Origin of the sequence: Agrobacterium sp. SORGH_AS_0440 (assembly GCF_031453135.1) — a bacterium.
In the GTDB taxonomy this organism is placed as follows: Bacteria; Pseudomonadota; Alphaproteobacteria; order Rhizobiales; family Rhizobiaceae; genus Agrobacterium; species Agrobacterium pusense.
This window is the reverse complement of the sequence record NZ_JAVIYR010000003.1, coordinates 296,203-319,873: the sequence shown is the minus strand read 5'-3', so window position 1 is coordinate 319,873 and position 23,671 is coordinate 296,203. Positions and strand designations below refer to the sequence as shown.

The following is a 23,671-nucleotide window of genomic DNA, read 5'->3' as shown; positions in this document are numbered from 1 at the left end:
AGGAGACGTGCAATTTCCACCCGCGACGTGGTTGCCAAGACTGCGACCCCAACGAATCCACCAGAGACATGGGCTTGCTTGCATCGCCAATACAGTTCTGGGAACGACTTCACGCTGCCGCCGACAAGTCATACAGCACAGTGGTCTGTAATCTGTGGTGCCAACGAAAGTCGTGAGCGCCGCCCGATGTTTAGGTTGCGGGAACGCATCTCATTTCGGGACCAAGTTCTTTTTTGGAATGCGCATCGTGCTGTCTAAGGCACTGAAAAAGTTCTCAAACAAGCTAGATGCTGGAAGCGACCTGATCTATGGTTTGCAACCAAAGCGACTCATGGGACTAGCCTCGACGGGATGAAAACATACGGTTGGCACGAGATCGGAAGTGTACCTGCCGCCCCCGGCGTCTACGCGTGGTACTATATTCCGGAAATCACCCACTTCGACCTTCGAGAAATGAAGTCGGAGGTTGAGACGCTTAAATCGCAGGGGAAAACCGACCAGGCAAAAGCATCTTTGCGCCAGTTTCTGGATCGCATGATCTTTCGCTATTTTCGTGAGCAACCTTACGAGACCCGGCTCAAAGGTGCATTGAAGCCGCGATACGAGGGAATGATTGCGCATGTGCCAATGCTCTCAGAATCTCTGATAGAGCGGCTCGTCGAAAACCCGGCAAGACTTGATACCATTCGAGACGTCTTGCAGGCGTCGGCCCCAGGCTTTTCGAGCCCTCTCTACATCGGCATGTCGGAGCGGTTGAAATTCAGGCTTGCAAGGCACAAGACCCTGATCGAACGTTACAGCGAGATCCCCGTCGGGGATGATGACAGTCAAGACGGCCGCGATCACAGCTTTGCTCGGGAAATTCATAGTCGCTCGATTCCTCCGACGAGACTCTTTGTCGTCGTCAACGTGATCGATGATTCTCACGGCACTTATGTCGATATCGAAAATATTTTAAACCGTATTCACTATCCGCTCTTGGGGAGAAACTGACATGAATTTTCGGCTGAGACAGGAAACAGCCCTCGATTTGACACTGGAAGGCTCTGTCGGGTCGTTCCGCGTTGGCTCTGGTACAACGGGGCCGAGCTCCTTGGAGGTCAAGTATCTGCTGACGCATGTCGGCCTAAATTTTGCGACGTCGTCCAACGACAAACTCCTAAGCGCACTCGCGCCAGTGAGGGAGGTATTCGATGCCGCCAGTCTGGATTTTGACGAGATTATGCAACGCGATATCGACGATGCGCGTGTTTCGTCCGAGTTGGTGCCCTATTTGCTCGATGACCAGTCCAAAGATATGGTCAAGCTTTTCCCGCCGATCGTGATCGTTGCTATGCCGATCCAGGAGGGTCGGAAGCGCCCGGATAGCAAATATCCGGTCGTTACAGAGATGATGTTGCCACCTGAGAAAGATCGTGAACACGAAGTACGCATTATTCGATCCGGCTCTGTGGGCAAGGAGGTTTTCGAGTTTGAACAGCCGTTGCTGGATGGTGAGCCGATCATGCACGACTTCGTGCGGCTGCGCCTCAACACAGCTCGAACAAAACTGGTGATCGTCGACGGACAGCACCGCGCCATGGCCCTGCTTGCGATCTACCGGAATTTGAAAGACGGGTGGACAGACGAGCTTCGTGCTCCATTCCGCGAATATTACTCTGCGTGGACGCCGAATTTCATCAATCAGTTCAACCTCAAGGAAATCAATTTACCCGTCATTATTTGCACCATCCCTGAGCTCGACGAAAACTATTCGGGCGACTTCGACATGAAGCGGGCTGCCCGGTCCATTTTTCTGACGCTGAACAAGACCGCCCGGCAGGTTTCGGACGCACGCAATAAGTTGCTCGACGATAATGACATCATCAGTGCGTTGATGAGGCGGACGCTGTCTGAGATTAAGCAGCGCGACCGTCTTTCCCCCGGTGCTATGCGCATCGAGAATATTGAGTTGGATCAGGACGGAAATAAGCAAAAAATTCAAACGCCAGTGGCGATAACCGGTGTTCCTCACATCTACTACATTATCGAGCACATGATGCTCGATAATGGCAGCGCCGTGGAGGGTATCCGGCCGCGATCTGGCAATTTCTCGATCCGCACCAAGATGCATGACTTGTTGGAGCGGCTCGATGGGAGAAATATCCTTGGCGCGGCTGCGGCAGATGCGGTGCGACGCGACCTTTTCAGTTCCAAGCAAGTCGATCAACTTGGCCGGCAGTTCGACGTCCAATACGGGGCCACTATCGTTAAGGCCTTCGATCGTTTCGCGCCTTATGACCGTCACAACCGGGCCGTCCTCGCTCTTGGAGAACAGCTGGAGGCCGAACAGGATCGCCAGCTGCGACCGATCCTACTCAATGGGCAGGGTATCGGCCGCGTTTTCGAGGCGCATCGTCAAAACCTAAAGCAGAAATTGCAGGACAAATATTTCAAGACGGATGTGCCGGAGATTGAAGCCAGTGCTGTTCGGCTCAATGCGACGGCTCAGCGCATTGACACTGCGATTCGCAGGTTCCGACAGGATCGGGCAGCGCGGTACTTCGCTGACTTCAGCGACAAGAAGGCGGTCCGTCAAGACGACGGGTCCGTGGTCCCGCGCGCAGTGGAGTGGCTCAACCGACTTTATGATGACGTCCTGACATCAATTGCCTTTCAAACGGCTCTGATCTGCGGTTTCTTGATGCTGGTAGAGAAAGCGGAGAGAAAAACTGCTCTTCTCGCAGGCGAACCGCCGGTCGACCGTGAGCAGGCCTTCGATGAGTATATCACGCAGGTCAACCAGTTTTTCATTCCCCGAACCCCGAGCCAGCTGAAGAAGCTGCTGCGCGTGTTTACCGGCGAGGTCGCAGAAGACCGCGAGATCTGGCAGACGATCCCTAGCAATCAGACATTTCGTAGTGTTGTCTTTCGATCAGAGATGCAGCCGGACCAGTGGCCCAAATACCGGTATCTCCTTCTGGAAGTCTGGAAACCGTCACACAGCGCGTTGAAGCTTGTCACCGAGGAAGATCGAGCCCTATGCCGAGGTGAGGTGTTTTCTGCACTCCATGAGCACCACCGCACCCAGTTCTGCTTGGAGAAGCAGAAGTTGGCGGATGATCTCAGTCCGGAAGAGAGGAAGCAGATTTTCGATCAAGCATTCGATCAATTTTCGAGCTTGCTCAAGAACCTTGGTGGAGAGACGCTTGATCGCAAGGCGATGAAGGAGGCAAGTTCCGTTGTGTCGGCAACTGCTTCGACCGAGCCGGAGGGCGATATCAATCTGAATCCGGACGAGTAGGGGATGCAGACAGGACAACTGTTCGCCAACTGAACTGACCGCGACCGAGCCGATCAATGTCAACCAACTGACGGATCGGTCGCAGACCAGCTGCCTGCGCGTCGACGAGGACGTCCTCCAAGTGCACCGGTGAAAATGCTCGGGCTGGATCGGCCGGGCCTTCTCGAAAGGTAATGACCAGTTGCCCGTGTTGCGATAGTAAACGACGAAGGCGCATCATCGCAGGCCCTCTGGCGCCATCCGGCAAATGCATCCACACTGCACTCACCAATATCAAATCAAAGGTCTGCGCGCCGAGGCTACGCAGGTGAGGGAGAGCGTCGTCCTCCCAAGCGATTGATAATCTCCGATGGAGTTTTTTTGCTTCCCCGCGTAGCAGGTGTGCCGGTTCAACCGCTGTCACGTCAAAGCCGAGCTTCGCAAAGGCCGCGGCATCTCTCCCGGATCCAGCACCCACATCGAGAACCTTGCCAGGTGGCGCGGGTAGAAGATCGAGAATCCCTGCATGGACGTCTTCAAAACGTACCGATTCATAGAGCTGCACCACACGGTCGGCATTGTCGTTATAATAGCGGGACGACCGATCTAAGTTGGTGTCCAGGTGACTGTCGGCCGGGGCGTTCAAAACTGTAACCAATCAGGTTTGAAAATTCCCAGAACCGAGGCGGCTGCTGCAATCAGCAGTGCCGCCGAGAAAGCGAAAATGACGACATGTGATCGGGTAAAGAGACCATTGCCAGGGGCACGGACAAATGACCCCGGGTTGAAGGCCTCGATCATGCGCAGATATTGGCCCATGACATAGCGAACTCTGATCAGCACGAAGATAAGGGCAAGATCAAGGACCGCGGCCAGCATGAACAAGGCACCCTTGAAGGATGCAGCGTTTTCGACATCGATAGCCGCAAACCAAAGCCCGCCTGTCACCGTGATCGCAACCAGTGGCACTTGCCACATCAGCTGATTCATCGCCCGAAATTGCTCGCAGTTCTGCTCATAGCAGACCTTATCTCGTTCAAAAATTTGATCGTCGGTGAGCTGAGTCATCTAAATCTCCGAGACGTGGTCGGTCTGTCTGAGAACGCACTTATAGGCAATGGGTCGAAGATCGTGGACATCTGGTGACCAGGGGTGAATGATCTTCAAGTCTCCGTTTGTTGCGGCGTACCCGCCTCGGGAGGCTGTGATTAAAATCGACGACACGATGAATAGGGCCATAGAGGCCGGATCCTGTTCTGCGAGTTTTTTTTCGGCGACAGTGAGGATGATTTCGTTGCCACTGCTTCGCGTGCCTTTCACTTCGACAAAGAGAGACTCAGCACCCCTGACGCAATGAAGATCGTAGGAACGGCTTTGCGAGACGTCGCGCACATTCCATCCCCGAGCGGTTAGCCAATTTGCGGCAACGGTCATCGCTCGGTCTTCAATCGCCTTTCTCTTGATTGGATCGGGCTCAAATCCCTGTCCGAACGTCTCTTCCAGCGGCGCCGATGCCCCGGTACCAGCGGCTGCGTTACGAAGGTGGTCTGCGATTAGCGTGCAATCATCATCTGGGTCACTTGCGAGGATCGCCACAACTTGGTCTTTCAGCGCGCGTCGATGAGCAGGATCAGCCCAGATCTTAGTCATCTCATCCGGCACAGAAACTTTGTCGAACCTGGATAACAGTTGTCCGATGCTATCGGGCTTGCGGGCGACGCCGAAATTTGAAGGCTCTACGCGTTTACCCGCCTTAGTGAACGACCACGCTCCATCATTTGATAAGTGCCAGAAAGGGCGCCATCCCATTTGCGCGCGGTCTGGGAAGAGGGAATGTACGAGCTCGCTGAACCGGCTTTGAATCGCTTCTAGCTTGATGTCAGCGGGATCGAGCGCTTCCTCGTCAATGAGTGACGCAGCCGCATAAAGGCAGACCGGCTTATAAAAGCGCGCATCGTGAGAGCGCCGCTTCTTCACTGATTCAAGCAATGGGCGCCAGACGTCGTCCTCGCTCTCCACGGCCTACTCCTATTTGTGGCAAGAAATGCAGACCTTGGCTGAGCCGTACACAACGTCGAGGTCGAGCGGTTCGGGGTCCGGCCGAAGAGGGTTCTGCGGCTGCTTCTCGCGCAAACGCGCAATACGGCGAGCATGGTCGAGCCGTATTTGGTCAACGCGTTCCGGCCGTGCAAGTTCATCCAAGCTTTCACCCTGAGACCACGTAAAGGGCGAGCCGTGATCAACCGCGTTTTTCTCGTAACGCTTGGCTTCTTCGAAAGCCTCAGGATGCTCTTCCATGAGACGCACCCATTCGATCTTTTGCTGATAGAAACAAAATGTGCAGCCCGAGCGCGAGCGCCAACGGTAGTAATCCGGTAGACCGACGCCGGATGCTTCGAGGATCTCGATCACGCCCTGCTTATCGATATTTTTTTCACGGAAAGGAAGTCGCACCGAAAGGTTAGGATGAGTGGAGGAGTAGCCTTCACGATAATCCTCGTCGCCGCGGATAGCGACGTAGCTGATGAACTTCGTGCCCCCCTCAAGCTCTGGCTTCAACCACTCCTCGAACGGCTTAATCTTCAATTGCCTTGTGCACCAACGGGTCTTGGGTGAAGGTAGAAAATTCTTGTACTGAGCGAGCCAGAAGTCGAAGGTCCGGTCAGGGTTCAGGCGCAATATCGATTTGCCAAGGAAGCCTTCGAGGCGGACTAGAAATTCGTAGACCTCCGGCAACTCCTTTCCCGTGTCGGTGAAAAAATAATCGATTTCAAGCTCTGGGTGGTTCTGGCGCATGTAGATGGCAAGAGCCGCGCTATCGCGCCCTCCCGAAAGGCCGAGGACATGACGAACATTTGTATCGAGGCCGTCCATTTCGTATCCTTACTTTCGCTGCCGACGCGGGGCTTTGATCTCGCCGGCATCGCTGTCAGCGAGCTTTGACCCAAGCTCCGCCAAAGCGGCGAACGCGATATCACGACCAACCCCAGCGTCCTTCAGGACTTTTTCAAAGGCGCCAACGAGCGCGGTTATTGTGGCTCCTTCTTCGGGAGCGACGTCAAAAACAGGGCGTATAGGGGAGGGCCGTTTGGGGTCCCCGATGAAGATTGCCATCGATGTGCGGCCATTTTCACGACCCTTGACGTGAGCGAACGCTTCAGCCTTGACGAATTCTTGGGCCAAAGCGGCAATCTCGACGCGTGCATGATCGATGTCTCGGTCCAGCCAGTCTTTGGGTGGCTTGTTGGCAGCCAGGCTGGCGATCCCCTCAACCTCTGAAACGTGGCCGGAAAAGGTCGAAAGTCGTGTTGCAAACGCATCAAGGCGATAGTTCCCAGTTAAGCCTTTGACCGCCTGGGCTCTGCTCGCCAACGCAACGCGCAGCTCTTGGCGGGCGAGGTCACCCGCCCTGAGCTCACGCAACATGACGTCTTCCAATTCGGCAAGCATCTTCGGATAGGCTTGCACTAGCTCAGTCAACCCGGACCGCAACTCGGAGATGACGCTGTCGGCGTCCGCCGCCTCAAGCCCTTTCCCTTCGCCATAGATAGAGGGGAGGTCATCAAAGAGAAACTTGTTTGGATCGCTTGCTAGCTTCGCGAGATTACGCACCTTCGCGGCTGCGGGAGACAATGACGTTGTTCTCTGCACCCAATTCGGCAGGTCGAGAACTAAGCCGACCAAAGCGCGTGCGACTTCTATCGTTTCTGGATGACTGGTCGGATTGTTGCCACCTGAAAGGTCCGCAACGACGTCGGCGACGCCGCTCAGCACCCTTGCATGGAAATCCCCGATCTCGGTCCAGCGGAGGCGGACGCTCTTTGGATCCTGCGCCAGACGATCGACGAGCAACGAAGAAATGCTCGGTTGGAATACCCCATCGAGATAAACCGAAAGTCGACCGGATCGCGACATGAGAAACGCGACAGCAAGGATAGGCATCAAGCCGTCTCGCACTCCGTAGGGAGGCTTGCGCCAGAGATCGTACAGGGAAGAAAGATCAGCGCCCGATGGGCCTGCTCCTAGGAAATGTTCGTCAGCCTCATTCCACAAAGGAAGCAGTCGTGCATCCCCGCCTTCTGGCGGATCGACAAAGTGAAAGCGCGCGTCGTCTTCAGCTGTAGCACGGTGTAAACCCGGTGCCTCGAGAATGGACGCGTAAAGACCTGCAGCCGCAGGGAAGCCCTCGAAGCCAAGTCGCGGCAAATGCCAGCGTTCGACCATCGCCTTCAACAATTCTTTTTGCGCGGCAATAGCATTGCTTGAGGGTTTGATACGATTGACCAGCTCGTTTTTGATCTTCGGGCCACTCGAATAACGATGATCGGCGATTTTCGAAGCAATGCTGTTCAGTGACGCTTTTGAGTTCGCATCAGGAATGAGGATGGTCTGCGACCAAGTCCATTCTGCCCGATTGAAAGCGCTGCTGATCCGGTCTTCCACTTCGGCAGACAGGCGCGCAATGCGGGCATTGACTTCTCGGCGAGCAACCTCGTCGCCCTGAAGCTCAGACCGCTCGGTTCTGACGGCCTCCATGCAGATCAATTCTGCAGCCAGTTCACGGATCATGAAACTGTCGCGGGTCCAGCCGACTGCGACAGGCCATTCGGTGGCCGCTGCCGCTGTCTCCTTCCAGAGGCGTTTTGCGGCGGCGTTCGTTTCGCTCTCCGAGCCGATCAAAAGGAGGAACAGGCCCGTGGCGTTGTTTTTGGGCCGAAACGCGCGTGCGCGCGCCGGACCATCAGAAAGCGCGCAGATATCGACATCGAACCAACGCAGCGCACCCGTCTCATGGTAATGGCGTTTTGCCAGGATCGGCTGCAGAAGTGCCAGACTTCTGAGCCGGGCTAGATCGATAACGGGCAGGCGCCCGCGCACTTCTGCAACGGCGGCATCAATATCAAAGTCGCTGCCCGCGTAGATGGCAAATGCGTTCAGGTGGCGCCTGAAGATGATAACTGACCAGTCTTTAAGATCTTCGAGGCATTCCGCTATCCGGCGGGCGCCGAAGTGCGCGAGGCTATGTTCGAGGACCGCTTTCGACGGTAAGAGCGCCGAACGTTCCTTGAACAGATCGATGAGGGCGATCGCCTTTACCAGCGCAACATGGATGGCTTCACCACCCTTAGCCTCTGTCCGTTCAACAGCATCAATTGCTAAAGACCATCTATGCCCATCGGGAGAGGCTAGGATTGAAGGCTCAAGATTGCTGCGGAGGTAATCCCACAACTGCGTTATCGGGTAAGACGTCGCGGCTTCTTGATCAACGGTGGCGAGGAAATCCTGAAAACCGAACGGTTCGGCCGAATTTAGAAAGCCGAAGACGCTTCGCTGATTTTGCCCGAATCGGCGCCGCGAGAGCGGCCCAAGCAAGACAGCGACTGTCGGATGCAATGGCCAACATCCATTGAGCCGCTCCGCCAGATCGGTACGGCTCGTCCGGCGCTGGGATGAGATGGCACTGGCAATCTCCCTTGCGTCGTCCGAAATGTCCTTTGGGGCATTATCGGCCTCAATCGCCCGCGACAGTATCTCAATTTGCTCCTCGCCGGCGACATTAATCGGTATGTCGGCGTAACGACCCTGGATCTTCAGCCATTCATCGCGGACTTCTCTGCCCAATCGGTGAGCATAATCATCGAAGGCTTGGTGAAGAATGCCAATAACAATCAAGCGGCCCTTGGTCCGCGAAGCGGCCTCTGCCAGAAGCTGGAAAAAATAAACATCGCCGGAGCCATAAGCGGCGTCTTCCAGAAATTTTCCCATCTCATCGATGATGAGCACGAGACCGGCCTTCTGTGTCGACATTGATCGTTCAACGAGAGCGTCGACGACCGTCGTCGATTTCAGCGGCGTCTGGTCGCCCACCTCCAACCCAAGCTTCTCCGCAATCGCTCCGGCCGGGTCTACGCGACTTCCAACCATGGGCAGGATCGCCCAGCCTTTTTCTTCCGGATCGAGTTCAGCTTCAATGGTAGCAGCAAGTTTTGGACCGAGCGCAAGTCTCGCCTCATCCCGCAGCGCTTCATCTCCAAGAAACGCAGCAAAGGCGATCGCCAAGCTGGACTTCCCGCATCCGTAAGGCCCCGTCCAGGTAAAGGCCGACTGGCCAGTTTCCTTAATCTGCCGGAGCATTGAGGTTATGGCCTCAACAGAGCTGTTGGGGCAAACGAAACCTTCAAGAGCTGCAGCGCGGATGTCGTGGTCGACCCTTATCGCACGCTGGAAACGACGGCGAACCCGGACTGAAGAGGCCAACATGTTCATGCTGCCCTCGCTTTTACAGGACGATAGAGATTTTCAATATAATGAAATGGATCAAGGCTCATAATATTGGGTGCATAGACTTGGCGCATCCCGGTCGACTCGTCCCAGGCAACTGCGCCGTTTGTGAGTTCAGTCAAACGCGATAGTCTCTCCGCAACGGTTTCCTCGTCGAGCATGAACACGCGGCCGGGCGAACCGGGCTCGTGAGTGATGGCTTCGACCGAAAATTCTCGGCGGCTCGGCCAAAGCTGCTGCCAGAAAGCGATCAACCCGAACAGAAACACCTCGTCAGGCAGAGAAGATTTCGGTCCCCGCCGAAATTGAAACGCGGTGCCGATGTTCACCGGCTGGAGGAGGCTGAGTTCGGTGAATGGGCACTCAAGCCCGTCCTCTTCGCCGCCACCACGAGCGTCAGGCTTAATTGCATAGCTGCGAATGAAGCACAGTACGTCGCTTTTCAACGTCGACTCGCTGATACGCGAATGCTTCAGCCTGTTGGATGCGCGAAGGTCCTCGCATCGGCGCACAAGATTGGACCTTAACAGATCTCGGCTGAAGGTCGGCTCGTTAAATTCGTTGAACGCCCAGTACCAAGTCGTTGCGCGACCCGGCACAGATGTCAGGAACCAGTGCAACAGCCAAAGAGACGCGGGTCGTTCGAGATAAGGGTCACCGTGATTCCCGAAAAGGAGTTTCGCAATACGGGTCGGACGGACTTGAGCAGAAGAGGATTTTTCCTCTGTGTATGTCTCAAGTATTCCACAGGCAAAAGACCAATGGCGTATAGACGTAACCATATTTTTGCCGACGCCGAAGTCTGCGATTGCGCGATCTTCTGTGAAAACGCTTCGAGAATCCTTATGGGGATCGGCAAGAGCTTGTTCGACCGCGTCAAAAGACTTCTTCAGCCAACCGTAGCGGAGCGGAAATGTTTCATGACCTGCAAATTGTAACTGAAACTGAGGTTCTTCGAGCAGGCTTCGTGCCATTTTGCGTATTCTCACTGGATGCTTTATCCAGTTTGATATAGCCTCTCCTGGACGATGCCGCCAGTGGGGAATTCATCGCTCGACGGATTTTAGCATGGATGTGAATGTACGAACCGGCCGGACTAACCTTGGCGTCTATATGGACTACCAAGCATCGACTCCTGTCGATCCACGTGTACTCGACTCGATGTTGCCTTGGCTACAATCAGGGTATGGGAATCCACACGCGAATGATCACGCGTATGGGTGGGAGGCCGATCGGGCAATCGATGACGCCCGCGGTAAGATTGCCGCTCTTGTCAATGCAGAGCCTGAGGAGATCATCTTTACCTCAGGTGCGACGGAGGCCAATAATCTCGCGATATTGGGCGCCGCCCGGGCGGCCGACGCAAGTCGGCGCCGCGTTATCGTCAGCGCCATCGAGCACAAATGTGTCCTCGGCGCCGCTCGATCCTTGGCTGAAGCCGGCTTTGATGTGCAAACCATTCCTGTGGATGATAAGGGCCTGATCGACCTTGAGGTGTTGAAGGGCATCATCGATGACCAAACGGCGTTGGTGTCGGTCATGACGATCAACAACGAAGTCGGGTCGATACAGCCGATCGATGAAGTTGCTGCTCTTTGCGAAATCCACGGAGCGCTTTTTCACACTGACGCCGCGCAAGCACTTTCCGTTCACGCCCTCGATGTTTCCTCCACTAAAATCGATCTGATGAGCTTTTCCGGCCATAAGGCCTACGGACCAAAGGGCATCGGAGGGCTCTTTGTGAACCGGTCCGCGAGACGACGAATTCAGCCGATAACCTTCGGGGGAGGTCAGGAGGACGGTTTGAGGCCGGGCACGTTGCCGACCTTCCTATGTGTCGGGCTTGGAGAGGCTTGCGCTATAATAGCGAAAGAACGGGATGCCGACGTGGCGCGAATGCGACGTTTACAATCTATGCTCATTGCCAGGCTGCAATCAGAGTTTCCTTCGGCTTTGATCAACGGCACAACCGAACTTCGCCACCCTGGCAATCTGAACATACGCATCCCAGGGGTTGAGGCAGAGCTATTGCTTGCACGCGCACACCCGCGATTGGCGGGGGCAAGCGGCTCGGCTTGCACGTCGGGAATTCCAGAACCCTCGCATGTCCTCGTTGCAATGGGGCAATCGGCTGTTCAAGCGCGAGCGGCCATTCGCTTGAGCTTCGGGCGCTTTACGCAAGAGCAAGATATCAATGAGACGATAGCCGCGTTAAAGGATGCTTTGACCGGCATGAACGATGCCGCGGGCGAGTTTGTCTAAGTACCTGTAAAGGCGCGATCGGTCGCCGACCGCGCCTTCTTTTCTCAGGCTGCTTCTCTCGGCGCAACAATCGGCGTCGGGAGCGAACGAGCGGTTTTTTTGCTTGTCTCGTCGTTCATGTCGATACCGAACGCTTGGTTATAGTTCCGGTGTATCGCGTCCCTCTCCTCCGTCGTCAGGACATCCGCTGCAATCAACCATACGATTAAATTCGCAGCTCTTGTTTTCGATTCGGAGCCGGCATCTATGGCGCCACTTGCTTTGATTAGAACACCTTCCCAGATGGGGGACTGCATGCGCCAATCAATTTGGTTTGCACGTGCAATTGCTTCGCTAAGACTCAGGCGGTTTTTAAAGGTTGCGGTCCATAGCCCTCTGACTAAGGCGATCTGCGCCGCCGGTTTGAACAAAAGGGACGAAGCTCCGCTCTCATCGCGCATCGAGGGTATCGTTTCCGGATTTTCAAGTGCATCGCGATAGGCGTCGATACCGGAGAGGATCTGCTTCCAGACGGTCGCGATCGTCTCGGTATCCTCATCAAGTTTGCTTTCGTCAGGTCTTGTCTGCGCAAGATAGTGATTGGAGCCTAGGATGATCTGAGCCGTTTCATAGACTGCGCTGATTGTCGTGAGCTGCTTGCTCCGTGTTGTCAGCGTGTTGCTCTTCCAATTGACGACTTCAAACGGCTTCCCGTTGACCTCCCGATTTCCAAGCGGCTGGTCGTCCCTCAAAAGGCGTCTAGTGACGATCGCATAACCATCGTCTTCACTGGTGATGATATTGTCGCCGCGACTTGTTTGTTTGGCGTACCGGTTGACTGTATTAAAGATCCTGCGTGTCTTCACCGGGTCTTCATGTGTTAGAAAGATGACGCACACCTCGTCATCGTTAATATCTTGCACGTATGGCCCATAGGTGACGCCTTCCTGCTTGGGCTCGTAGATGCTTTTGAGCGCGGCAAGTCGATGCTGGCCGTCAAGTACGATCAAGCTGCCGCCATCGATTGTCACGAATCCAATGCGACTGGCATTAGCGCGGTAAGCGCCCGGTACGCTGATCTTGAGATCTGCGATATTTTCGAACGTGACTTCTCCCTTGTAAACGAGGACAATGATTGACCCAAAGAAGCGGTCTTCGTTGCGGGTGAGATACGGAACGATCTGCTCGCGGACCCGCTTGTCGTCGAGCTCGCGTTGCATCCGTTCTTCAATACTGAAGTTTGCCCATTCGTCGAGCTCAGACGGCCTGCGGACTGCCTGAACAAGGTCGCGAACGCGCATTGTCGTCTCAAAGTATTCGGTATTGCCGATTTTGCCTTTGATGGCCGGAATTAATAGTGCCATGCGAAGTCTCCCTGGATTAGAGGATTGGAATATTCAGAAGCTGGGTATTGCAAACCGGCTGCAGGATCGAAATTAGATGGCGCTCTAGTTCAACGCGCTCCATCTCATCATCGACAAGGCGCCAAGAGAATTTGAGGATGCCAACCGGCTTGTCCAGCGCGAGGCGAAGGAGTCGGTTGCGTCGCAGATGATCATGCTGACGGAACCGCTTGCGCAAATTGCGTGACAAGCCGACGTAGAGGGCGCCGCGCAGATCATGAATCATGTAGACCCCAGAGTCTGACGGGACAAATATTTCACAAGCCATCGCTAACTCCGTTGAGCCGTCCGGGCTCCACGAAAGCTCGGTTCTCAGTAGCCTGTCGATCCTTTGATCCTGTATTTCTTGCTTCAGTTGAATAGAATCGGCCGCAACGCGCGAGCCGGTTCGAATTCGAAAAGACGCCATGTTTGCAGCCTCGACAAGTTTGTTTGTGCAAACATGAATTATGTCTGAGGAAACGTCAATAGAATTTGTGCAAACAAGAAAAGATTCTTCAAGTGTTCAAGTGTTAACATTTAAACACTTGAACAATTCGTTGACATTACTTTCTTGCGGGTTAAGGAGGTGGGGACCATCTCGAGATCGAGCCATGAAGCGACCACCCTCCCGCGAAGGGCTAACCCAAATATCCGCGCATTTTACAGCGGACGTTATCAAGGCCATCAAAGTTGTTGCCGTAGATCAGGGGCGGACCCAGCAGTCGCTACTGGCGGAGGCCGTGAATGATCTTCTGGAAAAATACGGCAAAGACCGGCTGGCGCGCGAAGAGGCCCTTCCACGTGGCGGAGCAGCGCGGCAGCGCAATTAGGGATTTCGGACATCAGGGCCTGCCAATTCTGAGAATTGCGTCAACAACGCATATAGGCAGGCGGTAACGATGGCTTTTCAGGGAAATCTCGATGGTCTGTGTGGCCCTTACGCGATCGTCAATGCGCTGGCCTATTGCGGCATGTCCGGTCGGGAAGAAGAGATGTTCATCGCAGCGTGTTCTTCCCCGTCCATCAGGCGCTGGCCGAACTTGTTGTGGGAAGGCACGACGTTTGGTGATCTGCAGCGGATGCTGACCATGTGTCTTTCGCTTCCTGGAGCGCGCGATACAGTTCGCGTCTTCTACCCGTTTTTGCAGTTCGTCCCCACGACTAACGCCGATTTCTGGATAAGCTTCGACGAGTTCTTTGCTGAAGAGGACACGCGATGCGTGATCTTGAGAATGACGAAGCCGAGCCATCATTGGATCGTTGCGTTTCGAGAACCTGGATCAACACGCATATCCTTCCTCGACAGCGATCCCTTCAAGCCGAGCCTACGTAAAAATAGAACCAATATTTTTGCTGGCGATAGACGTCATCGCGCTACGCAATGGCTAATCGACCGACGGGACGTGATCGTTTTCAAGGCTTGAAAGAATCGGGTTGCCCACGGTCCGGGCGACGCGGCAGGATAGAAACTTCAGATCGGTCTGGGACCAAAGCCCGCTAGCACCGAGCACTGGGTTCAGGTGGCAGCCGCAATTGTTCATCCGATATTCCTTCAGTGCTCGCAGCTTTGTTGCTTGTCGGCATTGGCACGGGCGTAGGACCTGACCGGACTTCCGGGGCGGGAGATTGAGCGTCGCTATCCGGTACCGCACTTGCTTGGGGATTGTGCGCCGCCAACAAGATGGAACTTCTTGAATTAGACTCCGTTTTCCGGTGACGGAACCCATCAGGAGAAATGCAATGGCAACCACGTCGCGGGGCAGAGCACAGGATCGAGCCAAGGTCGCTGGCGGACAGGATCATGAAGTCCGGTACGAGGCGAAGAAGGAAGGCGTCTCGAAGGATACGGTCAAGAAGGCTGTGAAGAGCGCCGGTAATTCTCGCAAAAAGGTCGAGCAGGAAATCGGCCGGCACTGATCGGTGAAGCTCGCGACCTACAACGTCAATGGCGTCAACGGCCGGCTCGAAGTTCTTCTCCGATGGTTAGATGAGGCCGAGCCGGACGTCGTTTGTCTGCAGGAACTGAAGGCGCCGCAGAATAAGTTCCCGATCAAGGCGATCGAAGCCGCCGGCTATGGTGCCGTCTGGCAGGGCCAGAAGTCCTGGAACGGCGTCGCAATCCTTGCCAAGGGTCAGGAGCCTCACCTTATGAGAAAAGGTCTGCCCGGTGAGCCGGAAGACGAACATAGCCGCTACATCGAGGCAATCGTCAATGGCATCGTCATCGGTGGGCTCTATCTCCCGAACGGCAATCCTTATCCCGGACCGAAATTCGATTACAAACTCCGTTGGTTCAAGAGGCTGCATGACTATGCGGCCGAGCTGCTCGAACTGGAGGTCCCGGTGGTTCTCGCGGGCGACTACAACGTCATGCCCGCAGAGATCGACGTCTACAAGCCGGAGCGCTGGACGAACGACGCGTTGTTTCGCGTGGAAGTGCGGGAAGCCTATAGGGATCTGGTCAATCAAGGCTGGACCGATGCTCTCCGCCATCTTCATCCGAACGAACGCATTTACACGTTCTGGGACTACTTCCGCAATGCCTACGCACGCGATGCGGGGTTGCGGATCGACCACTTCCTGCTGAGTTCCGAAGCTGCGGCAATGCTCTCCAACGCAGAGGTCGACAGGCATGTGCGCGGATGGGACCACACCAGTGACCACGCGCCCGTCTGGATAGAGCTGCAGACTGAACCGGTGAAGAAGCGGAGAATGAAGTAATCGATCTCCTTTGAAAGGGCAGGCGGGTTAGAGCAGGCTGCCTTGCTCCACCGGCTCGCCAGATTTCGACACGATCGATGATCCATAAGGTTCACGTGACAGGATGATAAGCGCGTCATCTGATAGTGGGCGCGCGAGGTGTTTAGCCTCGTCCCAAGGCGCCCGCATCCAGATATCGGTTTCTTCCTTCGTCAGCAGCAGAACAGGCATGGCCTTTTCATGGATTGGCTTGACGAGATCATTGGGATCCGTGGTCAGGAAGCCATAGAGATCGTCCGTGGTCATTCCATCCTTTACCTTCCGGACACTTTTCCATTGCGGCACGTGGATACCGGCGAAGAACATCAGCGACTTTGCCTCGTCGCGCGCAAACCAGGCATTTGGCACATTGCCATCTGCCTGTTTGCTCGCCGGGTCCGGTTCGGCAAAGCTAGTAATCGGAACAAGGCATCTGTGCTCGACGCCGAACCACCGCGTCCAGTGGTGGAAATTAAGCTTGCGGACATTGGTCGTGCCGCGATCCGGCTCCATGCGGATCAGTTCTTCAAGATCGTAGGGCTTACCCTTGGCCGCGAGCTTCTCGGCCCTGGCTTTGGCCGTCTTCTCCAGGGCGAAGCGAGGGGAGGGCATGCCCCATCGCGCATGCACGAGCTGCTTCTTTCCGTCAGCCGTGTTGCGGACGATTGGCCCCATCTGGTCGGGGTTCATCTGGTAGGCCGGCATCAGGTTGATAAAGCTTTCGGCGTCCTGAGCCCATTTCGAGACCCAGTCCTTGTCTTCCATGCGATAAAGATTGCACATGGCAGCAATTCCTCCGTTGCGACCGAATGCAGTTTGTCAGGTTTCGCCTGCGTCGCTAGTCGAGCCTGTAAACGTCGGCATTGTCCTGCCGTTCCCGCAGGCCCTTGTAGGAAGCGTGCCGCAGCTTGCCGTCCCCCGTCCACGCCCGGAACTCGATCTCTGCAATCAGGGTCGGCGCTACCCAGATTATCTCTGATTTCCCGACAAAGGGCACAGGCGGCTGCTTTCGCTTCCAGCGGAGCTTATCCAGCATCTTGCGCAGCCTGATCATCTCGGCTTCCTTAAAGCCCGTACCGACGCTTCCGACATGAACGAGATCGTGTTCACGATAGGCAGCAAGCGCCAGCGATGCGAAGCCGCCCGGTGATGCGGTGGATGGCTCATAGCCGACAACCATGAACGCCTCGCTCTCCACGCATTTCACCTTGACCCAGTCGCCGGTGCGGCCGGAACGATAGGGCTGATCGAGGTGCTTGCCGACGATGCCTTCGAGGCCAAGGCCGCGCACATGTTCGAGGAGGACGTTTGCGTCGGCATCGATGGTTTCCGACAGGCGGATGGCGCCATCTTTGTCGTTCAGCGTGTCCTCAAGAAGATGGCGGCGCGATCGGTACTCGACGCTGCGTAAATCGTGACCGTCGAGGTAGATAAGATCGAAGGCGTAAAGGATGGCATCAGAAGCTCGACGGCCAGCGGTCTTGCCGGAAGCGCCCAACGATTTCTGCAGCAGCCCGAAGTCCGACCGCCCTTGCTCGTCAAGCACCACCGCCTCGCCATCGATGATCATGGTCGCCGGTCCGAGCGCTCGCGCTGCCTCAGCAATTGCCGGAAACCGGTGGGTCCAGTCATGACCGCCGCGGGTGAGGATGCGGACCCCGGTCGGTTCGATGTGGACCGCTTGCCGGTAACCATCCCACTTCAGCTCCCAGCTCCATTGGTCACCTTTTGGCGGATGGGCCTTCAGCTCAGCAAGCGCCGGCTCGACGCGATCGGGCATCGGATCGAACAGAAGCTGTGGCTGTGCGGGATTGCGCTTCCGCCGCGGCTTTGAGCGGATCGGAGCTTCGGTATCACGAAGGAGCGGTTTTGATCTCGGGGGCTTCGTCATTGGAAGAGTTCAGCACAAAACTCTTAAAAACATTGCCACGCCATGCATTCATCCCCGCTATCCACCGAACGCGTGCACCGTCATTCGGCAGGCCTGCAAAATTCTTTTACCTATACGCGCTTGATTCCGCTTCGAATCTTCAGGATCGCTAATGCTGGGACAATATTCCTCGCTTGACTCTTGAGTGTCATAAGAACAAACAATGAACAGATAGCCACGCGACATGACGTCGAAACCGCCAACACGACCTTGAAGGGAGCCGTGAACGATGACCGCTGCCCGTCAGAGGGTAATCTGCGACTTGCGAGATCGCATCGCCGCGATGGAGGGCGTGTCGGCCAGACGCGCCGGCTGTCTGCCCTTCGGTGTCCCCGACATCGATGCGGCCCTGCCTGGCGGGGGTCTTGCCTATGGGGCGCTGCATGAGTTCGCGGGCGGGGGCTCGGGTACGGTCGATGGCGCGGCGGCCGCGCTTTTTGTTGCCGGAATAGCCGCCCGGACAAAGGGGCAGGTGGCATGGTGTCTGACACGGCCCGACCTTTTCATGCCGGCGCTGGCGCAGGTTGGCCTTCATCCGGACCGTGTCGTGTTCGTAGAGGGGGACAAGGAGGAGGACGTCCTGGCGAGCATGGAGGAGTGCCTATCCTTCGGCGGCCTCGGCGTCGTCGTCGGAGAACTCGTTCGATTGCCCATGACGGCGTCGCGGCGTCTCCAGCTCGTCGCGGAAAAGACTGGAACTATGGCCATCGCCGTCCGCCGCTGGAGACGGCAGACGGAGGCGAACGACTTCGGGCAACCGACGGCCTCGACCACTAGATGGCGGGTCAGCGTCATGCCTTCGGAAGAGCTTCCGGTCCCGGGGGTCGGGAGGGCCCAATGGTTTCTCGAATTGATGCGCGTGAAAGCGGGTGAGTGTGCTGAGTTTCTCGTGAGAGCGTGTGATGACCAGGGTCGTATCCATCTATCTTCCGGATCTGCCGACGGATCGCATTCGTCGGGCCGATCCCTCCATTCCGCCTGAGCAGGCCATTGCCGTGATTGCCAGGTCAGGGTCGAAGCGATGGGTCTCTGCCGCCGACGCGGCCGCCCGAAAGGCGGGCGTGAGGCCAGGAATGCCGGCTGCGAAAGCCCAGGCGATCTTCCGCGACTTGATGCTGATCGAGGCCGACCCTGCGGCCGACGCTGCTGCTCTTGAACGGATTACCGTTTGGGCGTTGACGGTCTATTCGCCGATCGTCGCCGTCGATGGGATCGATGGCATCGTCATGGATACGGAGGGCGCCGACCACCTGCAGGGCGGCGAGCTGCCAATGGTGACAAAAATAGCCAACCAGTTCCGGGCAAAGAAGCTCAATGCCCGCGTCGCCGTTGCCGACACTTGGGGTGCCGCCCATGCCTGCGCGCGGGCGATCAACAGGGAGACCGTCATCGTGCCGAGGGGTGGCACGGTGCGCGCTGTCGAGAAGCTTCCCCTTTCGCTGCTGCGCCTTCCGGAGAAGATCGTCGCTGATTTGAGGACGCTGGGCTTCCAGACGATCGGTGAACTGGCGAATACGGCCCGCGCACCGCTGACGCTGCGCTTTGGCCCCGAGATCGGTCGCCGCCTCGACCAGATGTTAGGCCGCATGTCCGAACCGATCGAGCCCGTGCGGGCGCCAGAATGGATCGAGGTGTCACGGTCGTTCGCCGAGCCTATCGGTGCGGCCGAGACGATCAACAAATATGTTGGAAGGCTGGTCACCCAGCTCGTCGGCGAACTCCAGCGCCGCGGCCTCGGCGTGCGCCGCACGGACCTGATCGTCGACAAGGTCGACGGTACCAGGCAGGCCATTCGCGCAGGTACCGCCAAGCCTGCCCGCGATGTAGCATGGTTGACCAAGCTGTTTCGGGACAGAACGGAAAAGATCGAGCCGGGCTTTGGCATCGAGAAGCTCATACTCGTCGCCGTCATGTCCGAGACACTGGACGAGGAGCAGCGGTCGTCCTCATTGGTCGCCGAAGAGACGACGGACATTACGCCCCTTATCGACGTCCTTGGAAACCGGGGCCAGCGGGTCTATCGCCTGGCGCCCGTCGCATCGGATGTCCCAGAGCGCAGCGTGCGGCGTGTCGCGGCCACCTCCGAGCCGGTCGGCGAGATCTGGACGCATCACTGGCAACGGCCCGTTCGACTGCTCGACAGGCCCGACCCAATCTCGGCGATCGCCCTGATGCCCGACTATCCGCCCCGAAGCATCACCTGGCGCGGCCGCCGGCACAATGTCGTGCGCGCCGATGGGCCGGAACGCATATTCGGGGAATGGTGGATGCGAGACAGCGAGTTCGAAGCTCTCCGCGATTATTATGTCGTCGAGAACGAAGCGGGCGAGCGCTACTGGATTTTCCGTTCGGGGGACGGCGTCGATCCCGAGACGGGGGATCGGCAATGGTACCTGCATGGGATCTTCGCATGAGCTATGCCGAGCTGCAGGTCACGACCCACTTTTCCTTTCTGCGCGGCGCCTCCTCTGCACAGGAATTGTTCGAGACTGCGAAACAGCTCGGCATCGAAGCACTCGGCGTCGTCGATCGCAATTCGCTGGCCGGGATCGTCCGCGCCCTGGAAGCATCTCGCGCCACGGGTCTGCGCCTGGTCGTCGGCTGTCGGCTCGATCTCGCGGATGGGATGTCTGTGCTGGTCTATCCGATGGACCGATCCGCCTATTCGCGCCTGACGCGCCTCATCACGCTGGGCAAATCGCGCGGCGGCAAGAACAACTGCATCCTGCACTGGGACGATATTGTTGCTTACTCCGAGGGCATGATCGGCATTCTGGTGCCGGATCTGCCGGATGCCACCTGCGCCGCGCAGCTTCGCAAGATGGCTGAGCTTTTTGGCGATCGCGCCTACGTTTCGCTCTGCCTGCGTCGGCGACCGAACGACCAGCTGCGCCTGCATGAGATATCCAATATGGCGAGCCGGTTCAAAGTCAAAACCGTCGTCACCAATGACGTGCTGTTTCATGAGCCGGGCCGGCGGCAATTGCAGGACATCGTCACCTGTATCAGGCACAACACCACGATCGACGATGTCGGCTTTGAGCGCGAACGCCACGCCGACCGCTACCTCAAGCCGCCGGAGGAAATGGAACGCCTGTTTCCGCGCTACGCGCAGGCACTCGCGCGAACCCTGGAAATCGTGCGTCGCTGCAAATTCTCGCTCGAGGAACTGACCTACCAGTACCCGGAGGAAGCCATCGCGCCGGGCAAGGATGCTCAAGGATCGCTCGAGCATTATGTCTGGGAATGTGCGCCCGATCGTTATCCGGAAGGCCTGCCACCGGATGTTTTAAAGACCGTTCGGCACGAGCTCGATCTCATCCGCACCATGAAATACGCGCCGTACTTCCTGACGGTGTTTTCGATCGTGCGCTTTGCCAGAAGCCAGGGCATTCTCTGGCAGGGCAGGGGGTCCGCCGCCAACAGTGCTGTTTGCTATATTCTGGGCATCACCTCAATCGATCCCTCGACCAATGATCTGCTCTTCGAGCGTTTCGTCAGTCAGGAGCGCGACGAGCCGCCGGACATTGATGTCGACTTTGAGCATGAACGGCGCGAGGAGGTCATCCAGTGGATCTACAAGACCTACACCAAGGATAAGGCGGCCCTCTGCGCCACCGTTACGCGGTACCGCGCCAAGGGCGCGATCCGCGATGTCGGTAAGGCACTTGGCTTGCCGGAGGATGTCATCAAGGCGCTATCGTCAGGCATGTGGTCGTGGTCGGAAGAAGTACCCGACAGAAACATCCGTGAGCTCAATCTCAACCCCGACGACCGGCGCTTAGCGCTCACCCTGAAACTCGCGCAGCAGCTGATGGGTGCTCCGCGGCATCTGGGGCAGCACCCCGGCGGTTTTGTTCTTACCCATGACCGGCTGGACGATCTCGTGCCGATCGAGCCGGCGACGATGAAAGACCGGCAGATCATCGAATGGGACAAGGACGATGTCGAGGCACTGAAGTTCATGAAGGTGGACGTGTCGGCGCTCGGGATGCTCACCTGCATGGCCAAGGCCTTCGATCTGATCCGCGAACACAAGGGCGAGAATCTCGATCTGTCGAAGATCGAGCAGGAAGATGCCGCGACCTATGCGATGATCCGCAAGGCTGACACGCTCGGCACGTTCCAGATCGAAAGCCGCGCGCAGATGGCGATGCTGCCGCGGTTAAAACCGCGCACCTTCTACGATCTCGTCGTGCAGGTGGCGATCGTGCGGCCGGGTCCAATCCAGGGTGACATGGTGCATCCCTATCTCCGTCGTCGCGAAGGCAAGGAACCGGTCGAATATCCGACCCCTGAGCTGGAGGCAGTGCTCGGCAAGACACTTGGTGTGCCGCTGTTTCAGGAGAGCGCCATGCGTGTTGCCATGGTCTGTGCCGGCTTTACCGGCGGTGAGGCCGACCAGCTACGCAAATCCATGGCGACCTTCAAGTTCACCGGCGGCGTCTCGCGCTTCAAGGACAAGCTGGTGTCAGGCATGGTCAAGAACGGATATTCGGCCGAGTTCGCCGAAAAGACCTTTTCGCAGCTGGAGGGCTTTGGCTCATACGGCTTTCCGGAAAGTCATGCGGCCTCCTTTGCGTTGATTGCCTACGCTTCGAACTACATCAAGTGCCATTACCCCGACGTCTTTTGTGCAGCCCTTCTCAACAGCCAGCCAATGGGATTTTATGCTCCGGCCCAGATCGTCGGGGACGCGATCAAGCATGGCGTCGAGGTGCGGCCGGTCTGCGTCAACCGCTCGCGATGGGACTGCACGCTGGAAAGGATTGGAGGCAGCGATCGTCATGCTGTGCGCCTCGGGTTTCGGCAGGTGAAAGGGCTGGCTGTCGCGGACGCCGCACGGATCGTTGCAGCGCGCATGAACAACCCGTTCGCCTCAGTCGATGACATGTGGCGCCGATCCAGCGTGCCGACCGAAGCGCTTGTTCAACTCGCGGAGGCCGACGCCTTTCTGCCATCGCTGAAACTCGAACGACGCGATGCGCTCTGGGCGATCAAGGCGCTGCGCGACGAGCCTTTACCGTTGTTTGCAGCCGCAGCCGAACGGGAGGCGACGGCGATTGCCGAGCAGCAGGAGCCAGAGGTGGCGCTTCGGCAAATGACGGATGGCCATAACGTCATCGAGGACTACAGTCACATCGGGCTGACTTTGCGCCAGCATCCGGTCGCCTTTCTGCGCAAGGACCTGTCGGCAGGCAATATCATCACCTGTGCCGAAGCGATGAATGCCCGGGATGGCCGATGGGTTTATACCGCTGGCCTCGTGCTGGTGCGGCAAAAGCCGGGATCTGCCAAGGGTGTGATGTTCATCACCATCGAAGACGAGACCGGACCGGCCAACGTCGTTGTCTGGCCCACCCTGTTCGAGAAACGCAGGCGCATCGTGCTGGGATCTTCGATGATGGCGATCAACGGACGGATTCAGCGGGAAGGGGAGGTCGTCCATCTCGTCGCCCAGCAACTCTTCGATCTCTCAGGCGATCTGGTTGGCCTTGCCGATCGAGATACGGAGTTCAGGCTGCCGGCTGGTCGCGGCGATGAGTTTGCCCACGGAGGCGGCGGGCCGGATTCACGCGATCGGCTGAAGCCGGTCGTCCCAAGGGATATGTTCGTGCCTGATCTCCATATCGAAACGCTCAAGGTGAAGAGCCGGAATTTTCAGTGATTTATGGGCGGAGACTACTGGCAGGAGGTTCGAATTTGTTCAAGAGCATGATTGTGAATTACTGGCCGTAAAGCTGGGCTCATTTCCACGTCGCGCGTAGCGTCTGGAGAGCTCGTCTGAACGCAGGTTCCGACGGCTAACCCGTCACTAATTCGCTGGCGGTG

The 23,671-nt window shown here is 57.0% G+C and carries 20 protein-coding genes; 10 read left to right on the top strand and 10 right to left on the bottom strand.

Going from position 1 to position 23,671, the window contains the following annotated elements; translation table 11 throughout:
• Positions 1-351 precede the first annotated feature (351 nt).
• Both QE453_RS24335 and QE453_RS24330 read left to right on the top strand, forming a co-directional pair.
• Complete coding sequence (locus QE453_RS24335; RefSeq protein ID WP_112569287.1) at positions 352-993, top strand: hypothetical protein; 642 nt, start codon at positions 352-354, stop codon at positions 991-993.
• A 1-nt stretch (position 994) separates the two neighbouring features.
• The gene (locus tag QE453_RS24330) at positions 995-3,283 is read left to right on the top strand and encodes a DNA sulfur modification protein DndB (protein ID WP_309778506.1); all 2,289 of its coding nucleotides are present in this window, start codon (positions 995-997) and stop codon (positions 3,281-3,283) included.
• Here the strand turns inward: QE453_RS24330 and QE453_RS24325 are convergent.
• From QE453_RS24325 to QE453_RS24300, 6 genes are all read right to left on the bottom strand, one after another.
• Entirely contained in the window at positions 3,261-3,908 is a 648-nt protein-coding gene (locus QE453_RS24325) for a methyltransferase domain-containing protein (RefSeq protein WP_309778504.1), read from the bottom strand. The genes QE453_RS24330 and QE453_RS24325 overlap by 23 nt on opposite strands.
• Positions 3,905-4,330, bottom strand: coding sequence for a hypothetical protein (locus tag QE453_RS24320; protein ID WP_112569293.1), 426 nt, complete (start codon positions 4,328-4,330; stop codon positions 3,905-3,907). The genes QE453_RS24325 and QE453_RS24320 overlap by 4 nt, the downstream gene beginning before the upstream one ends.
• Positions 4,331-5,281 carry a protein NO VEIN domain-containing protein gene (locus QE453_RS24315; RefSeq protein WP_309778502.1) on the bottom strand — a complete coding sequence of 317 codons (951 nt, stop codon included), beginning with the start codon at positions 5,279-5,281 and terminating at the stop codon, positions 4,331-4,333.
• A gap of 9 nt (positions 5,282-5,290) precedes the next feature.
• Positions 5,291-6,136: a phosphoadenosine phosphosulfate reductase family protein gene (locus tag QE453_RS24310; protein ID WP_112569297.1), complete on the bottom strand. Its 846-nt coding sequence runs from the start codon at positions 6,134-6,136 to the stop codon at positions 5,291-5,293.
• 9 nt (positions 6,137-6,145) lie between these two features.
• Positions 6,146-9,322, bottom strand: a complete 3,177-nt coding sequence (locus QE453_RS24305; RefSeq protein ID WP_309778499.1) for an ATP-binding protein — start codon at positions 9,320-9,322, stop codon at positions 6,146-6,148.
• Between the two features lie 203 nt (positions 9,323-9,525).
• Entirely contained in the window at positions 9,526-10,518 is a 993-nt protein-coding gene (locus QE453_RS24300) for a DUF4007 family protein (RefSeq protein WP_112569301.1), read from the bottom strand.
• A gap of 94 nt (positions 10,519-10,612) precedes the next feature.
• On the opposite strand from QE453_RS24300, the gene QE453_RS24295 reads away from it, so the two are divergent.
• The gene (locus QE453_RS24295; RefSeq protein ID WP_309778496.1) at positions 10,613-11,806 is read left to right on the top strand and encodes a cysteine desulfurase family protein; all 1,194 of its coding nucleotides are present in this window, start codon (positions 10,613-10,615) and stop codon (positions 11,804-11,806) included.
• 44 nt (positions 11,807-11,850) lie between these two features.
• On the opposite strand, the gene QE453_RS24290 is transcribed toward QE453_RS24295, so the two are convergent.
• Entirely contained in the window at positions 11,851-13,149 is a 1,299-nt protein-coding gene (locus QE453_RS24290; RefSeq protein ID WP_309778495.1) for a DNA sulfur modification protein DndB, read from the bottom strand.
• A 16-nt stretch (positions 13,150-13,165) separates the two neighbouring features.
• A complete protein-coding gene (locus QE453_RS24285; RefSeq protein WP_162706933.1) occupies positions 13,166-13,414 on the bottom strand; it encodes a GIY-YIG nuclease family protein in 249 nt (82 codons plus the stop codon).
• A gap of 367 nt (positions 13,415-13,781) precedes the next feature.
• Here QE453_RS24285 and QE453_RS24280 point away from each other — a divergent pair, with 367 nt between their 5' ends.
• From QE453_RS24280 to xth, 4 genes are all read left to right on the top strand, one after another.
• Positions 13,782-14,000, top strand: a complete 219-nt coding sequence (locus tag QE453_RS24280; protein WP_162706934.1) for a ribbon-helix-helix domain-containing protein — start codon at positions 13,782-13,784, stop codon at positions 13,998-14,000.
• A gap of 69 nt (positions 14,001-14,069) precedes the next feature.
• Entirely contained in the window at positions 14,070-14,594 is a 525-nt protein-coding gene (locus QE453_RS24275; protein WP_112569309.1) for a hypothetical protein, read from the top strand.
• Between the two features lie 316 nt (positions 14,595-14,910).
• Positions 14,911-15,087 carry a DUF3606 domain-containing protein gene (locus QE453_RS24270; RefSeq protein ID WP_113414344.1) on the top strand — a complete coding sequence of 59 codons (177 nt, stop codon included), beginning with the start codon at positions 14,911-14,913 and terminating at the stop codon, positions 15,085-15,087.
• A gap of 3 nt (positions 15,088-15,090) precedes the next feature.
• Complete coding sequence (gene xth, locus QE453_RS24265; RefSeq protein ID WP_309778491.1) at positions 15,091-15,891, top strand: exodeoxyribonuclease III; 801 nt, start codon at positions 15,091-15,093, stop codon at positions 15,889-15,891.
• A gap of 27 nt (positions 15,892-15,918) precedes the next feature.
• Here the strand turns inward: xth and QE453_RS24260 are convergent, their stop codons facing one another.
• Both QE453_RS24260 and ligD read right to left on the bottom strand, forming a co-directional pair.
• The gene (locus tag QE453_RS24260) at positions 15,919-16,692 is read right to left on the bottom strand and encodes an SOS response-associated peptidase (protein ID WP_309778489.1); all 774 of its coding nucleotides are present in this window, start codon (positions 16,690-16,692) and stop codon (positions 15,919-15,921) included.
• Between the two features lie 55 nt (positions 16,693-16,747).
• A complete protein-coding gene (gene ligD, locus QE453_RS24255) occupies positions 16,748-17,800 on the bottom strand; it encodes a non-homologous end-joining DNA ligase (RefSeq protein ID WP_309778487.1) in 1,053 nt (350 codons plus the stop codon).
• Positions 17,801-18,068: 268 nt separating this feature from the next.
• Between ligD and QE453_RS24250 the strand changes: the two genes are divergently transcribed.
• Genes QE453_RS24250 through QE453_RS24240 form a run of 3 tightly spaced genes read left to right on the top strand, consistent with a single transcriptional unit; the run spans position 18,069 to position 23,507 of the window.
• Entirely contained in the window at positions 18,069-18,821 is a 753-nt protein-coding gene (locus tag QE453_RS24250) for an ImuA family protein (RefSeq protein ID WP_309778484.1), read from the top strand.
• On the top strand, positions 18,742-20,253 hold the full coding sequence (locus QE453_RS24245) for a DNA polymerase Y family protein (protein ID WP_309778483.1): 1,512 nt from the start codon (positions 18,742-18,744) through the stop codon (positions 20,251-20,253). Before QE453_RS24250 ends, QE453_RS24245 begins: the two co-directional genes overlap by 80 nt.
• Positions 20,250-23,507: an error-prone DNA polymerase gene (locus QE453_RS24240; RefSeq protein ID WP_309778713.1), complete on the top strand. Its 3,258-nt coding sequence runs from the start codon at positions 20,250-20,252 to the stop codon at positions 23,505-23,507. Before QE453_RS24245 ends, QE453_RS24240 begins: the two co-directional genes overlap by 4 nt.
• Positions 23,508-23,671 lie beyond the last annotated feature (164 nt).

What these genes read in the sequence shown, in the direction of transcription:
- QE453_RS24310 (WP_112569297.1), bottom strand. Translation starts at nt 6,136, where the DNA reads ATGGACGGCCTCGATACAAATGTTCGTCATGTCCTCGGCCTTTCGGGA.
- QE453_RS24300 (WP_112569301.1), bottom strand. Translation starts at nt 10,518, where the DNA reads ATGGCACGAAGCCTGCTCGAAGAACCTCAGTTTCAGTTACAATTTGCA.
- QE453_RS24250 (WP_309778484.1), top strand. Translation starts at nt 18,069, where the DNA reads ATGACCGCTGCCCGTCAGAGGGTAATCTGCGACTTGCGAGATCGCATC.
- QE453_RS24280 (WP_162706934.1), top strand. Translation starts at nt 13,782, where the DNA reads ATGAAGCGACCACCCTCCCGCGAAGGGCTAACCCAAATATCCGCGCAT.
- QE453_RS24275 (WP_112569309.1), top strand. Translation starts at nt 14,070, where the DNA reads ATGGCTTTTCAGGGAAATCTCGATGGTCTGTGTGGCCCTTACGCGATC.
- QE453_RS24260 (WP_309778489.1), bottom strand. Translation starts at nt 16,692, where the DNA reads ATGTGCAATCTTTATCGCATGGAAGACAAGGACTGGGTCTCGAAATGG.
- QE453_RS24290 (WP_309778495.1), bottom strand. Translation starts at nt 13,149, where the DNA reads ATGGCACTATTAATTCCGGCCATCAAAGGCAAAATCGGCAATACCGAA.
- ligD (WP_309778487.1), bottom strand. Translation starts at nt 17,800, where the DNA reads ATGACGAAGCCCCCGAGATCAAAACCGCTCCTTCGTGATACCGAAGCT.
- QE453_RS24320 (WP_112569293.1), bottom strand. Translation starts at nt 4,330, where the DNA reads ATGACTCAGCTCACCGACGATCAAATTTTTGAACGAGATAAGGTCTGC.
- QE453_RS24335 (WP_112569287.1), top strand. Translation starts at nt 352, where the DNA reads ATGAAAACATACGGTTGGCACGAGATCGGAAGTGTACCTGCCGCCCCC.
- QE453_RS24270 (WP_113414344.1), top strand. Translation starts at nt 14,911, where the DNA reads ATGGCAACCACGTCGCGGGGCAGAGCACAGGATCGAGCCAAGGTCGCT.
- QE453_RS24240 (WP_309778713.1), top strand. Translation starts at nt 20,250, where the DNA reads ATGAGCTATGCCGAGCTGCAGGTCACGACCCACTTTTCCTTTCTGCGC.
- QE453_RS24330 (WP_309778506.1), top strand. Translation starts at nt 995, where the DNA reads ATGAATTTTCGGCTGAGACAGGAAACAGCCCTCGATTTGACACTGGAA.
- QE453_RS24245 (WP_309778483.1), top strand. Translation starts at nt 18,742, where the DNA reads ATGACCAGGGTCGTATCCATCTATCTTCCGGATCTGCCGACGGATCGC.
- QE453_RS24295 (WP_309778496.1), top strand. Translation starts at nt 10,613, where the DNA reads ATGGATGTGAATGTACGAACCGGCCGGACTAACCTTGGCGTCTATATG.
- QE453_RS24285 (WP_162706933.1), bottom strand. Translation starts at nt 13,414, where the DNA reads ATGATTCATGATCTGCGCGGCGCCCTCTACGTCGGCTTGTCACGCAAT.